The sequence below is a fragment of the Bacillus sp. LBG-1-113 genome (assembly GCF_020708615.1).
GTDB classification, from domain to species: Bacteria; Bacillota; Bacilli; order Bacillales; family Bacillaceae; genus Bacillus; species Bacillus mojavensis.
On sequence record NZ_JAJFDG010000006.1, the window covers coordinates 50,349 to 63,746 of the forward strand.

Here is a 13,398-nt window from a genome sequence, read left to right on the forward strand (position 1 = left end):
ATCAGCGGTCAGATACGAGAAGATAAGCTGCTTTTACCGGACCGTGAACACCGACCACCAAATCCATTTCGATGTCGGCGGAGTTGCTCGGTCCTGTAATGTAGTTAATGCATGAGGGAACCGTGATGCCGTCAGCAATATTTTGCCGGATGATATCACTGGCTTGTGTCATTCTCGGCACGATGCTTGATTTTGGCACAATGGCGATATAGGTTGTCGGCAGAAGGCTGACAGAGCGGCCGATGTCTTTTGAAGAATAAAGGACAACCGTACCCGACTCGGCCAGTGTGATTTCACTGAATGTAATCCCCACATTGGCTTGCTCCGCTTTTTTGATATTTTCTTCACCTTTGTCAGCATCCCATTCCCAGACTTGCGTTCCTTCACCAGGCCAGTCTTTGGTGAGCAGGCTTTTTAAACCGTAAGCCTCAAACCGGGGATCCTTCGGAATGATGACAGGCCCTCCAGAAAACCGGCTGACTTGTTCACGCAAGGCATCGTACAGGCCGGTTGAATCCGTCTCAATCAGCTCAGTATGGATTTTGACACAATGGTTTTTGAGCACCGTGACTAAATCAACGGGCGAATACCCTTCAAATGTTTTATATTGCGGCTGATGCGCCCAATCAGGGACGGCCACGCCGCCTGTTCTTCTTTCACGGCCAAGGCGTGACGCGATCCGGTTTAAAAAGCTTTCTTGATTCTGAATGGTTCCCTTCGTCATCACTGCTCCTCCTTTGTGTGCTCAGCTGTCTCTCTGTCTGTAAACCAGTCTCTGAATCTTGATTTATGCGGTGCCGGGAAATCGCGGATTTGCGTCCAGCCTTTTAGCGGACCGGGTCCTTTCGAAATTTTGTCATCCTCTGTAAAAGGCGTCATGGCGGCCGGCGCCCATTTTGAGCCCATTTTATAAAGCGACAAAGAGGAAGACCCAAGACCGAACGCTTTCATCGCAAGCTTTTCACTGATCGGCGCTCTGCCTTCTTTTTCGACGATGTTCTGACGATGCTTGAGAAGCAGCTCATGAAGCGGAATTTTGACCGGACAGGCTTCTGAACAAGCCGCGCACAGTGTAGACGCGTACGGCAGCTCCTTGTAATCGTCATAACCGCCGAGCAGCGGCGATAAAACAGCTCCGATCGGCCCCGAGTAAATCGAGCCGTATGAGTGTCCGCCGACATGGCGGTACACAGGGCAGACATTGATACAGGCCGCACAGCGGATACATTGCAGCACAGACTGAAATTCGGTGCCCAGAATGTTGGACCGGCCGTTATCCACGATGACAAGGTGGAATTCCTCCGGGCCGTCTATTTCGTCTTCCAGTTTTGGGCCGGTTAAGGCCGTAATATAACTCGTCAGCCGCTGTCCGACAGCGCTTCTTGTCAGCATGCCGACAAGCACTTCAAATTCGGAAAATGACGGGACAATGCGTTCCATTCCCATGACAGTGATTTGTGTTTTCGGCAATGTCGTGACAAGCCGCCCGTTTCCTTCATTAGTTACAAGGCTGACTGAACCCGTGTCGGCAATGGCAAAGTTGCAGCCGGTAATGCCGATGTCGGCTTCCAGAAATTTTTGCCGCAGGATGCCGCGCGCATGCATGACGAGCTCTTCCGGTTTCTCTGTCTGTTTATAATCCAGTCTTTCTTTAAACACATCGCGAATCTGCTCTTTATTTTTATGAAGAGCCGGCGCCACAATATGTGACGGCGGGTCGTGATCATCAATCTGCAAAATATATTCGCCGAGGTCGGTTTCGACCACTTCGCAGCCTTCCTTCTCCAGCACTTCATTCAGATTGATTTCTTCTGTCACCATAGATTTAGACTTTACGATTTTTTTGCCGTTTTTCTTTTGAATCACGCTGCGGATATAAGAGGAAGCTTCTTCAGCTGTTTCAGCAAAATAAACGTGTCCTCCTCTGTTTGATACATTGGATGCTAGCTGTTCCAAATAAAAATCAAGATTTTCAAGGACATGCTGCCTGATCTCCTCAGATAACGAACGCCATTCTTCCCAGTTTCCCAGCTCTTCGGCCGCTTCCAGCCGTCTCGTCCGCAGACGCTCCTGCGCACCCGAGACAGCGCCTCTCATAAATTCATTATCGATCCCCTGTGATACCCGCTCTTTAAAAGCGTCAGTACCGATTTTCATCGCCATGATCCTTTTCCCCCTCTGTTCAAAGTGTTATCTGCTGTTGAGCACTTCGGCGATGTGCATCACTTTGACATTCTTGTCCTTACGATCAAGCCGACCTCCGATATTCATCAAACAGCCGCAGTCAGCGCCGATGAGCACCTCTGCTCCCGTATCCTCCACACATGCGACTTTCTCATCAACCATCTGCTCAGAAATCTGCGCCATTTTGACAGAGAATGTTCCTCCGAATCCGCAGCAGTTGTGTTTCCCCGGAAGTGACGTGAATTCAAGCCCCTTTACATGGCTCAGCAGTTTCATCGGCTCCTCCGATACGCCGAGCAGCCTTGTCATATGGCATGACGTATGTAAGGTCGCTTTTTTATGAAGGGTTGCGCCGACATCCTCTACCCCAAGGACATTGACGATAAAATCGGTTAATTCATACGTTTTATCGGCCAGCTTCTGCGCTTTATCCGCCCATTTCGGATCATCTTTAAACAGGTGCGGATACTCCCTGAACATTGTGGTGCAGGAACCGGATGGACTGACGACATAATCTGACTCCTGAAACGTTTCGATCATTCGTTTCATTGCTTTTTTGGCGTCATTTACGTAACCGCTGTTGTAAGCCGGCTGGCCGCAGCAGATCTGCCCCTCCGGAAAATCAACCTCACACCCGAGCCGCTCAAGCAGCTCTACCGTTGCTTTTCCTACGTTTGTTTGAAACATATCAACAAGACAAGTGACAAAAAGTGAGACTTTCATGATGAACCCCTCTCTCATCCCCAATATATGATCTGGTCATCTGATGACCTGAAGTTAAAGCGTTTACCAATATCGTACACTATTTGGACACAAAATTGAAAGCATTTTCTAATGATTTCAGCAATAAAAAAACGCCAGTACATAGGACAGCGCGTTTAAAAAAGCGATACTGCTTTTTCATGTTCTTGCACACACTTTCTGTACTTCTTATATGTTTTCACAAAGAGATAAAGGAACGAAAGACCTCATAAGCGCAAAAGGCGTTTCAAACAAAAAAGCACCGACGAACGCTGAACCTGACATATCCATAACCCCGATGTATAGTACAAGCTTTGCGGACGGACAGATAAGAAAACCAGAAAATAACCATGTAAATAAAAAGGAACCTGGTTCTGTACGATTCACCAGGTTCCTCATTAAATCCATCCTTTCTCCTCAGCTATACTAGCCGCTTCTGTCCGATTTTTTGCATTCAGTTTTTGGATGATTTCTGAGATATAGTTTCGGACTGTGCCTTGAGATAAATAGAGTTCAAGTGTGATGTCTTTTGTTGTCTTGCCTAAAGCAGCCAGCCGCAGTATTTGTTGTTCTCTTACAGTCAGCGGATTTTCATCACGAATCATGTTGAAGGTTAATTCCGGGCTGAACATCCGTTTTCCCTTTACACACTTTCGTATGGCATCTGCCAGATCGTCGATTTCCCCATCCTTCAAAAGATATCCGTGTACGCCGGCTTTGACTGCGCGTTCAAAATATCCGGGTCGGGCAAAGGTTGTCAGAATAATGACCTTGCTTTTACAGCCTTTTTTCATTAGCTCCTCTGCAACCTCCAGCCCGCTGTAAACCGGCATTTCAATGTCCATGATGCAGACATCCGGCTCCAGCTTGAGAATGGCTTTCAGCGCCTCTTCTCCATTTAACGCTTGTCCGATGACCTTCATATCCTCTTCCAGGTCAAGCAAGGATCCCAGAGCGCCTAAAAGCATTCGCTGGTCCTCGGCAATAAATAGACGAATCATCTATTTCGTCCTCCTCCTATCATTCTGCTTTTCTAATGAGCGGAATCGTCAGTGTCAACACCGTTCCGTTTTGGGCTGAGAGAGTCAGTCCTCCGTCAATAAACATCAGCCGCTCTTCCATTCCCCGCAATCCATTCCCAAACATCTTCTCCTTCACCGCTCCTGTTCCGTCGTCCCGTATCACAACGGTCATTTTGTCGGCATATTGAGAAATGGTGACTGCACAATGGGTCGCTTTGCTGTGCTTGATGATATTTGTCACTGCCTCCCGCATACACATACTGACAATATTTTGAGTGACGGGAGAGATGTCTGAAAAATCTTCGGTCCCTTCGTATTGAAAGGTGATATTACCCGCTCTTAAAATGTGCCGAATGTTGGCTAGCTCTTCCGTCATGGTGGCCGTTCTCATATCCGCTACAAGCTCACGAACTTGTTTGAGTGCCGCACGCGAGCTTGTTTCCATTTCTTTCGCTTCAAGCTTGGTCCGTTCTGCATCTGCTGCCGCCAGCCGCTGAATCAGCTGGCTTTTTAACGTGAGGAGCGAGAGGGTATGGCCGAGTGTATCATGAAGATCGCGTGCTATCCGAACACGTTCCTCCCTTTTGGTGAGTTCCTTTATATGTTCGTTGGCTTGGTCAAGCTTTTTTTCAAGCTCTATTCTTCGAAACATGGAACGAATTCCGAAGGGAGAAATCAGCATAATGACCAGAAACGGCAGAACAGAAAACAGCTCTCTGATCGAGGCCGAATCCGCCAGAAAATGATACACGCAAGGAAATATCAGCATGAAGACAAGACCAAAGAAAGCACGGTTGAACTTCGTTTTCTCACGATAATAGCCCACAAAGTTTGCCGGGAAAAAGCCTAAATAAATATAGCTGATATGATAAAACAAACTATAAATAAAAATAATGGCCATTTGCGCGCATAACCAATACGTAAATGAAGGTCTGTCCGCACTGACAAACAATTGACGATATGTCACAACAAATAGGAGCAGCATGCCATATCCCAGCACTTGTTTGCTGCCCGATTCTCTCAATAAAGAAAGAAACGGCATAATGGTATACACCAAAAAGATATAAGGGAAAAAACCGAATTGCTTGGGGAATATGGATTTTATAAGTTTCATGTATTACACCGCTTCTTGTTTTCTTCTTATATACTTAAATAGTAGCATGAAGATCACTAAATAAGCGATTAACATCAGAACATTTTTCCAGGTTGGAAGCTCGCCCTGAACAAGAGCCCACGCTCCGCTCCCAAAATGATAAGACGGGAGCCACTGCCCTATGTTTTTCAATATGTCCGGCATGACCTCGATCGGCATCCACATGCCCCCGCTTATCGCCAGCAGCATGTAAAGCACATTACTGACCCCGGCTGCCGTTTCTACTTTTCTCATGAGACCGATTAATGTTCCTAACGCTAAGAACGGAAATGCGCCAATTAAAATCCAAAGCCCGCTCATCACCCATTCAAACAGTGACAAGTCAATGCTGTTTATGATGGCGCCTGCAAGAAAAATCACAGTAATAGATAAAAGATGAATGACACTTTGCCCGATCATCTGAGCCGCCAAATAAATATGATCCGGAAGAGGCGTGATGCGGATAAAAACTGACCAGCCTTGTGCCCGTTCTTGTACCAAACGGATTCCAAGCGTCATCATAGACGAGCCCATTACGCTGAAGGTTGTCATAGACATTAAGTAATGGGCATTCCAGGCGCCTTTGTCAGCGACATTGGTATTCACTACGTTTGTAAAGAGATAGTAAAAGGCAATCGGCATAACAAGCGACCAAAACACAAAATATTTATTCCTGAGCACCCTTTTCATTTCAGCTATGCACTGTTTCCGCAGCATGTTCATCTCACATCGCCTCCCTGTTCCCGTCAGCAAGCTGTCGAAATGCCTCATCAAGTGTTCCTTGTTCGATTCGAATATCACGTGCATTGATGTGTTCTTGAAAGATGAGCGCCAACACTTTATCAGTATTTGACGTTTGAATGCTGATTCGCTGATGCTTTTGCGTCACTCGTTCTACTTCCGGATGCCGATAAAGCTTTTCCAATGATTCATCCGATGGAACCTTAAAAGAGACAGACTGTTTCTGAATCCTTGCCCTGATTTGTTTCGGCGTTTCGTCTGCGGCAAGCCGTCCTTCAGCAAAAAACAAAATGCGCTGTGCGGCATCATCTGCTTCCTGTAAATAATGGGTTGAAAAAATAATGGTCTTTCCTTGATCCGCCAAGCTATTCACTGTCTTCCAAAACTGGTGTCTGGATGTCGTGTCCATTCCGACAGTCGGTTCATCAAATACTAGTAACTCCGGATTGCCGGCAAGTGCCAAAGCAAAGCTCAGACGGCGTTTTTGTCCGCCGGATAATTTCTCTGCCGGTGTTTTCAAATCTTCTTTTGTGAGTGCTGTCAGCGAAACAAGCTCTTTCATGGATAATGGATGGGGATAATAACTGCGGATAAGCTCGAGGGTTTCACAGACCTTTAATCCCGGCATAACACTCACCTCCTGCAGCATGGTGCCGATTTTTTGACGCACCTGTTTTTCATCAGGCTGACGGTTAAATAATTTGATTTCACCCTCACTTGGCTTCAGCAATCCCAGCATCATAGAGATCGCTGTTGTCTTCCCTGCGCCATTCGGGCCGAGGATGGCGACAATCTCTCCTTTTCCTATGCTGAATTGAATGTTCTTCACTGCTGTTTTTTGCTGAAAATATTTTGTGACATTTCTTACTGACACAACCTCATTCATCACATGAGCACCTCCTGATTGCTTACATCAATTGTAAAATACCGGAACAGATGATTTTTAGTAAAGGGTGTCATGAATATGAGATGACAAATGTCATTTGTCTCAATCAGATGATATGACCGCCTTATATTATTTCCGGCACCCAGGCCATCCTCACGCTACATCTTCCCATCAATCCTGCTCTCCATGCCGCATGTCCTCTATCTGCAAGACTCCTATTTACTTTCATAGAAAGCCCGCAATTCACACCCCGAAGTGGTATGATATACATAGTAATCTTCATGTCGTTTTGGCTGAAAGGAGCAGACTATGAATCAATCAATTTTGACTAGGAATCATGTGAAGGTGAGGGGGAACGGCACAACACCAATTGTATTTGCACCTGGATTCGGGTGTGATCAAAGTGTGTGGGATGCCGTAGTTCCTGCCTTTGAAGACGAATATCAGCTGATTTTATTTGATTACGTGGGTGCGGGGAATTCTGATTTGCGGGCATATGATATGAATCGTTACAGCACACTTGACGGCTATGCACAAGATGTTATCGATGTTTGCGAAGCCTTAGATCTGTCAAAAATTGTGTTTGTGGGGCATTCTGTCGGGGCTGTCATTGGCATGCTTGCATCATTACGCCGTCCTGAGCTTTTTTCACAACTGATTATGGTGGGGCCTTCTCCTTGCTATTTAAATGATCCGCCTGAGTATTACGGAGGTTTTGAGGAAGAGCAGCTCCTTGGGTTAATCGAGATGATGGAGAAAAATTACATTGGCTGGGCAACCGTTTTTGCGGCGACCGTAGTGAATCAGCCGGATCGTCCAGAAATTAAGGAAGAGCTGGAAAGCCGTTTTTGTTCTACTGATCCTATCATCGCACGGCAATTCGCGAAGGCGGCGTTTTTTTCAGATCACCGAAAAGATCTTCCAAAGGTGACCGTGCCTTCGCTTATCCTGCAATGTTCGAATGATGTCATTGCACCGTCAGCAGTAGGTGAGTATATGCAAAAGCAGCTCCCTTACAGCACACTCATACAGATGAAAGCCAACGGGCACTGCCCGCATATGAGCCATCCCGAAGAGACAGTACAACTGATCAGGGATTATTTGAATGCATACGTGATTTAGGAACGAAAGGGATAGAGGTGACCCTCTGAATGGATCAACAATTGAATTATGCACCATGCGGTTTCCTTACTTTATCTGAAGAGGGTACAATTTTAGCTGTCAATCACACCTTGCTTAAGATTCTTGATTATGAACCGGAACAGGTGATCGGCCAGCATATCAATGCTCTTTTAACCATTCCTGCAAAGCTTTTTTATCAGCTTTATTTTGTTCCGCTTTTGCAGCTGGAGCAACACATTGAAGAAATGTACATCTCCCTGGAAACAAACAATGGGGAAGAAATCCCGGTCCTAGTAAACGCTGTTCAGAGAACGGATCAGGAAGCTGCTGTAACAGAATGCGTTGTCATTCCGATGCGGAAGCGAAATGAATATGAAAATGAACTGCTGATTGCCAGAAACGAGGTCGAGGAAGCACTGCTCGCCAAACAGAAAGCAAATGCGGAGTTAGAAAATGCTTTGCAGACGCTGAAGGAGAAACAAGAAGAGCTTCTCGCGATCAATAAGGAAAATCAGCAATTCAGATCGAATACAAAAAGAGAGCTTGAACTCGCCAGAAAGATTCAAGAAAATTCATTGACCGAACCGATGATGACGGATCATATCCAAATTGAATCGTATTATAAAGCATCCAGTGACTTATCAGGCGACTTATATGGATTTTATCAAATCGATGAGCACCGCTACGGCTTGATCATCCTTGATGTAATGGGACACGGCATTTCTTCTGCATTAGTTACGATGTCCCTCCATCCTTTGTTCCAGCGATTAATGACGCAGGGGCTCAGTCCCGACAAAGTCATGAAAGAGTTAGACTACCATCTTCACAGTTTGTTTCAAAATGATGAGGAGGCAAGGCATTATTGCACCGCTATTTGTCTTATCATTGATACAGACCGGCAAAGAATTGAATATGTCAACGCGGGCCATCCGCCCGCATTATGGCAGGATGCCAAGGGAACCCAAACAACGCTGGACGCAACCGCTCCGCCAATCGGGATGTTTGAGGAAGCGGTGTTTCAGTCAAACACCCTTCACTATACACACGGCGGAAGGCTGCTTCTGTATACAGACGGTGTGATGGACCCGACGGCTTCATGTTATTTAGTCCGTTTATTAAAGGATCATCCTGTTTTACCTATAACTGAACTGAAAAACAAAATCCTCTCATCTCTTCAAGCTGAGCCTAAAAATGATGATGAGTGTTTTATTTTAATAGATGTAAAATAAAAGAATCCATGAGAGATAACAATGCATTGTTACGCCTCATGGATTTTCATTTTTTCAGTGATTTTTCGGGATATGGCCTGTTTCCGCGTATTTGAATACCTGTAAGGACGGCAGCGGGTGTCCGTTGAAATCAAACAAAGCTTGATTATCCACTGCACTTCCCCCGTACCACTTACCTGCGTCTTCAGGATCGTATTCGGCTGCATAGCTGGCGGCCCAGCCGGAACCGTATGTTTCCCATATCGTTTTATTTCTCTCCAATTGCGTCTTCGGGCCGACAGGAATCCATGCAGGCTCCCAATAAAAAACGCCCAGTCCGGCTGTTCCTGTTTTTGCCACTGCGTCCATCACATCTCTCACGGCATTTGCCTGGCCTTGCACTGAAATCGGGTATGGCAGCGTCTGACTGCTTTTAGGCGCTGTGTTTTCATGTCCGTCTCCGTCCTCAGCCGTATAGGTGTATGACGTTTCCGCCACCATGACTTTTTTGCCGTACGTATCCGCAACAGCTTTCAGTACGGAGGACAAATTGTGTAACGTACCGTGCCAGAATGGATAATACGAGCTGGCAAATACATCATAATCGACTTTGTTTTTGTTGAGGGTTTCAGCAATATATGAATATCGTCCTGGCGTTTCTGGGTTGGTGAAATGCAGCGCGACCAATATGTCTCGATTTGTTTCCCTGACTGCCCGGCTACCTTCATTGAATAATTGACTCATCTTCTTCCAATCCGTTTCACCGGCAATTGCTCCTGTTGTTTCGTTTCCGACCTGTACCATACCGATATCAATGCCTTCCCTGACCATGGCCTGCAGACTTTGTTTTGTAAATGCATAGAGCTTTGCTTTCTTTGCTTCGAAGCTTAAGTTCACCCAAGCTTTTGGCACCTTCTGTTTTGCAGGATCAGCCCAGAAATCGGAATAATGAAAGTCTGCCAGCAGCTTCATCCCGTTCACGGTTGCCCTTTTTCCAATTTGGATGGCTTTTTGAACATCATTATTGCCTCCTCCATAACCATTGCCATGAGCGTTATACGGGTCATTCCAGATGCGGACGCGGACATAGTTGACGCCTGCTTGCTTTAAGGTTGTAAAGATGTCCTGACGTTTCCCGCTTGCATTGTAAAAGGTCACACCGCTGTTCTCTAAAGCAATTATGCTCGACACGTCAACTCCTTTGATAAAGTCCTTGTTCATGCCCGCTACCTTTTTAACAAATAAGTCATCCGCACGAAGCTCCGATACATATTTCTTCCCCTCTGCCGCAGCATATCCAGTCGAACTTCCGATCCCGCTCCAGACGATGACAGCGGCTAACAGCATGATGATTCTGCTTTTCATATTTCCACCCTCTCACGTAAGCGATTTCAAAAAAGAACCCGCCCATATCGAGCGGAGGCACACCTAATGTGAGTTCACGACAATTCTCACTTCATATTTTTCCAAGGTCAGGTCTCCTGAAAGCATTTCACCAGTAACGATATCCTTCACACGCTTATCAAACGAAACCAGCTGCTGTTGTTCCGTAAAATTCATGATGAAAATATAATCATTGTGCTGATCCTGTCTCGCCTGTACGGAGACGCCTTTTCCATGCTTAACCGGAAAAACCGGAGATAAAGACAGTTCTTTTATCAAACTTAAATAAAAATCCCGGTGAAATTGATCCTCTAAACGCGCGCCGATAAAATACCCTTTTCCTTGTTCATATTGATGGCTTGTAACCGCGGGGGTATGCGCATAAAAGTCATCCTGATACACACCCTCTGCCGTTGCGGCTTTCAATTCGATCACCGTTGCATAATCTTTCATTTCATACGTTTGATTGCGATAGCTGACAGCATTTCGATCTTTCGGATACAGCGTATCTGTTTCGAGCGTCTCAATTCCAAATATCGTTTGCAAGTCTGGATGCCAACCGCCTGTGTACGTTAAATCATGCTCATTGACGATTCCGCTGATATACGTCATCACCAAGGTGCCCCCGTTAGCCGTAAACTTCTTTAATCGCGAAATGGTTTCTTCACTGATTACATACAGCATGGGGACGATCAGCAGCTTATACGCTGAAAAATCATGTTCTTTTGTAATCACGTCGACCGGGATATCCTGTTCCCAGAAAGTGCGGTAATGCTGCTGCAGTGTTTGCGGATAACGCTTTGTCGCTTTTGCAAACCCCTGAGCGTCCTGAAGCGCCCAGTCATTTTCCCAATCATACAAAATAGCAGCTTCCGACGGCCTCTTCGTTCCAACGACATCAGCAAGCTGTTCCAATGTCTCCCCGACTTTTGCCACTTCTTGAAAGACACGGTTCTTTGGGCTGTTGTCATGATCCACAATCGCCCCATGCAGTTTTTCCGACGATCCCCGTGATTTTCGAAATTGGAAATAGAGTATGCTGTCTGATCCGTGGGCAATCATTTGCATAGATGAAAGCAGGTTCATGCCGGGGCGCTTTGCTTTATTGACGTTATGCCAATTGACAGCGCTGGGCGTACACTCCATAAGTAAAAAGGGCTGCTGCTTCAGGCTTCGGTAAAGATCATTGATAAAGCCGACCTTCATCGCCAAATCTGCTGTGCTTTCCCAATCATTGTGCCACACAGGATAAGCGTCCCAGCTGATGACATCCACATGCTTTGCAAATTTGCTGTAGTCCAGGCCTTGATACGGAATCAAATCCGGTGTGTCAGCCATAAAGTTCGTTGTGATAGGAATATCAGGCGTCAGTTCTTTCAGCGGAATGATTTCATTTTCATAAAACGAAATGGTTTGATCCGTGACGAACCGGCGCCAGTCTAAGTTCAGTCCATGCAAGCCATTTTCTCCAATCGGGGAAGGGCTTTCAATTTGTGACCAGTCATTAAATGTATGACTCCAAAACGGTGTCCACCACGCGTTATTCAATGCCTTGAGACTATTGTCATATTTCATTCTCAGCCACTCTCTGAAAGCGTTCTGGCATAGGTCACAGTGGCATTCTCCTCCATATTCATTGGAAATATGCCACATCAAAAGCGCCGGATGACCGCCGTATCTTTCTGCTAATAAACGGTTGATGTGCCGCGTTTTTTCACGATAGACCTTGGACGTCAGACAGTGGTTGTGCCGTCCGCCGTGCAGCTGTTTCACCCTGGAGGCATTGACCCGCAGCACTTCAGGATAGGTTTGCGACAGCCAGGCAGGACGCGCTCCGCTCGGCGTTGCTAAAATGACACGGCCGCCGATGCTGTGAATACGGTCAAAAACATCATCAAGCCATTCAAATTGATATACACCTTCCTCCGGCTCAAGCGCACTCCATGCAAAAATGCCGACAGAAAACGTATTGGTATGGGAAAGCTTCATCAGCTTTATATCATCGGCTAAAATATCCGGCCGATCCAGCCATTGATCAGGATTGTAGTCTCCTCCGTGGAGCATAAACTTCGCTTTTGTAACGTGCGTTTTTTCAAGCTTTGACATGATTTTTCCCCCTTATTCTCTTATCCTTTCGTTCCGCCTGCGGTTAATCCGGACACAAAGTTCTTTTGCAGCATGATAAAGATGACGGCAACCGGTATACTGATGAGCAAGGCACCCGCCGCAAATGTCGTATAACTTGCTCCCATGACATCATTGACTAAATTGAATAAGCCTACGGGCAATGTATATGATTCCGGTGTTCTCAATATCGTTGATGACAAAACAAAATCTCCGAGCGGACCGGTAAAGCCATTCATCGCAACCACTGCCGCCATCGGTTTTGATAAAGGCAGGATGATCTGCAAAAAGATCCTCGTGCTGCTTGCTCCGTCAATTTTTGCACTTTCGTCTAAATCAATCGGAATGGAATCCATATATCCTTTCATCAAGTACGAATTCATCGGGATCAGGCCGCCGATATAAAGCAGGATCAACAGCCAATGGCTATTGACCATTCCTAATATTTGAGCCAGCACAAACAGGGCAATCAAAGCAGAAAACTGAGGGATCATTTGCAGCAATAAAAAGAGTGTTAGTGCGTATTTTCTTCCTTTAAACCGAAAGCGGGAAAATGCATAAGCCGTAAACGTCACACAGATCAGTGAGCCAGCCATCGTAAACAGGCTGATTTTTATCGAGTTGATATACCACTGCACATATTGAAGGCTTTCTTTGCCCGCAAATAATTCTTTGTAGTGGTCAAATGTCGGATTCTTCGGAATGAGGGATGTACTGATTAAACTGTTGCCGGGATTAAAGCTGGCGCCTGCCGTCCAAAGGAGAGGATACACAATGATGACCGCCATGCAGGCTAAAAACAAGTAAGAGAATAGGAGCCGCACAAATTTTCTGACCTTCATATCTGCCAGCATG

At 46.0% G+C, this 13,398-nt stretch carries 12 protein-coding genes; 2 read left to right on the plus strand and 10 right to left on the minus strand.

The window, feature by feature from the left end; genetic code table 11:
• Position 1 precedes the first annotated feature (1 nt).
• The 7 genes from lutC to LJF29_RS14890 all read right to left on the minus strand — a co-directional run bounded on the left by lutC (position 2) and on the right by LJF29_RS14890 (position 6,709).
• Complete coding sequence (lutC, locus tag LJF29_RS14860) at positions 2-724, minus strand: lactate utilization protein LutC (RefSeq protein WP_229149262.1); 723 nt, start codon at positions 722-724, stop codon at positions 2-4.
• Positions 724-2,163 carry a lactate utilization iron-sulfur protein LutB gene (lutB, locus tag LJF29_RS14865; protein ID WP_010331926.1) on the minus strand — a complete coding sequence of 480 codons (1,440 nt, stop codon included), beginning with the start codon at positions 2,161-2,163 and terminating at the stop codon, positions 724-726. The genes lutC and lutB overlap by 1 nt, the downstream gene beginning before the upstream one ends.
• Positions 2,164-2,190: 27 nt before the next feature.
• Positions 2,191-2,907 (minus strand): lactate utilization iron-sulfur protein LutA, encoded by a 717-nt coding sequence (gene lutA, locus LJF29_RS14870; RefSeq protein WP_213417999.1) that lies wholly within the window; start codon positions 2,905-2,907, stop codon positions 2,191-2,193.
• Positions 2,908-3,323: 416 nt separating this feature from the next.
• Positions 3,324-3,926, minus strand: coding sequence for a two-component system response regulator YvfU (gene yvfU, locus LJF29_RS14875; RefSeq protein WP_010331928.1), 603 nt, complete (start codon positions 3,924-3,926; stop codon positions 3,324-3,326).
• A gap of 19 nt (positions 3,927-3,945) precedes the next feature.
• Positions 3,946-5,061, minus strand: a complete 1,116-nt coding sequence (locus tag LJF29_RS14880) for a sensor histidine kinase (RefSeq protein WP_229149265.1) — start codon at positions 5,059-5,061, stop codon at positions 3,946-3,948.
• Between the two features lie 3 nt (positions 5,062-5,064).
• On the minus strand, positions 5,065-5,802 hold the full coding sequence (locus tag LJF29_RS14885) for an ABC transporter permease (RefSeq protein ID WP_010331930.1): 738 nt from the start codon (positions 5,800-5,802) through the stop codon (positions 5,065-5,067).
• Position 5,803: 1 nt separating this feature from the next.
• Entirely contained in the window at positions 5,804-6,709 is a 906-nt protein-coding gene (locus LJF29_RS14890) for an ABC transporter ATP-binding protein (RefSeq protein ID WP_229149270.1), read from the minus strand.
• 306 nt (positions 6,710-7,015) lie between these two features.
• Between LJF29_RS14890 and LJF29_RS14895 the strand changes: the two genes are divergently transcribed.
• Positions 7,016-7,828 carry an alpha/beta fold hydrolase gene (locus tag LJF29_RS14895; RefSeq protein WP_229149271.1) on the plus strand — a complete coding sequence of 271 codons (813 nt, stop codon included), beginning with the start codon at positions 7,016-7,018 and terminating at the stop codon, positions 7,826-7,828.
• A 29-nt stretch (positions 7,829-7,857) separates the two neighbouring features.
• Positions 7,858-9,057 carry a SpoIIE family protein phosphatase gene (locus tag LJF29_RS14900; protein WP_229149272.1) on the plus strand — a complete coding sequence of 400 codons (1,200 nt, stop codon included), beginning with the start codon at positions 7,858-7,860 and terminating at the stop codon, positions 9,055-9,057.
• A gap of 54 nt (positions 9,058-9,111) precedes the next feature.
• Here LJF29_RS14900 and LJF29_RS14905 read toward each other — a convergent pair whose 3' ends face one another.
• From LJF29_RS14905 to ganQ, 3 genes are all read right to left on the minus strand, one after another.
• Positions 9,112-10,401, minus strand: a complete 1,290-nt coding sequence (locus LJF29_RS14905; protein WP_229149274.1) for an arabinogalactan endo-1,4-beta-galactosidase — start codon at positions 10,399-10,401, stop codon at positions 9,112-9,114.
• Between the two features lie 63 nt (positions 10,402-10,464).
• Positions 10,465-12,528, minus strand: a complete 2,064-nt coding sequence (locus LJF29_RS14910) for a beta-galactosidase (RefSeq protein ID WP_229149496.1) — start codon at positions 12,526-12,528, stop codon at positions 10,465-10,467.
• A 17-nt stretch (positions 12,529-12,545) separates the two neighbouring features.
• Entirely contained in the window at positions 12,546-13,397 is an 852-nt protein-coding gene (ganQ, locus tag LJF29_RS14915) for an arabinogalactan oligomer ABC transporter permease GanQ (protein WP_229149275.1), read from the minus strand.
• Between the last annotated feature and the right edge of the window lies 1 nt (position 13,398).

Excerpts from the sequence above, each read along its gene's own strand:
- lutC (WP_229149262.1), bottom strand. The coding sequence starts at position 724 with ATGACGAAGGGAACCATTCAGAATCAAGAAAGCTTTTTAAACCGGATC.
- lutB (WP_010331926.1), bottom strand. The coding sequence starts at position 2,163 with ATGGCGATGAAAATCGGTACTGACGCTTTTAAAGAGCGGGTATCACAG.
- lutA (WP_213417999.1), bottom strand. The coding sequence starts at position 2,907 with ATGAAAGTCTCACTTTTTGTCACTTGTCTTGTTGATATGTTTCAAACA.
- yvfU (WP_010331928.1), bottom strand. The coding sequence starts at position 3,926 with ATGATTCGTCTATTTATTGCCGAGGACCAGCGAATGCTTTTAGGCGCT.
- LJF29_RS14880 (WP_229149265.1), bottom strand. The coding sequence starts at position 5,061 with ATGAAACTTATAAAATCCATATTCCCCAAGCAATTCGGTTTTTTCCCT.
- LJF29_RS14885 (WP_010331930.1), bottom strand. The coding sequence starts at position 5,802 with ATGAACATGCTGCGGAAACAGTGCATAGCTGAAATGAAAAGGGTGCTC.
- LJF29_RS14895 (WP_229149271.1), top strand. The coding sequence starts at position 7,016 with ATGAATCAATCAATTTTGACTAGGAATCATGTGAAGGTGAGGGGGAAC.
- LJF29_RS14900 (WP_229149272.1), top strand. The coding sequence starts at position 7,858 with ATGGATCAACAATTGAATTATGCACCATGCGGTTTCCTTACTTTATCT.
- LJF29_RS14905 (WP_229149274.1), bottom strand. The coding sequence starts at position 10,401 with ATGAAAAGCAGAATCATCATGCTGTTAGCCGCTGTCATCGTCTGGAGC.
- ganQ (WP_229149275.1), bottom strand. The coding sequence starts at position 13,397 with ATGCTGGCAGATATGAAGGTCAGAAAATTTGTGCGGCTCCTATTCTCT.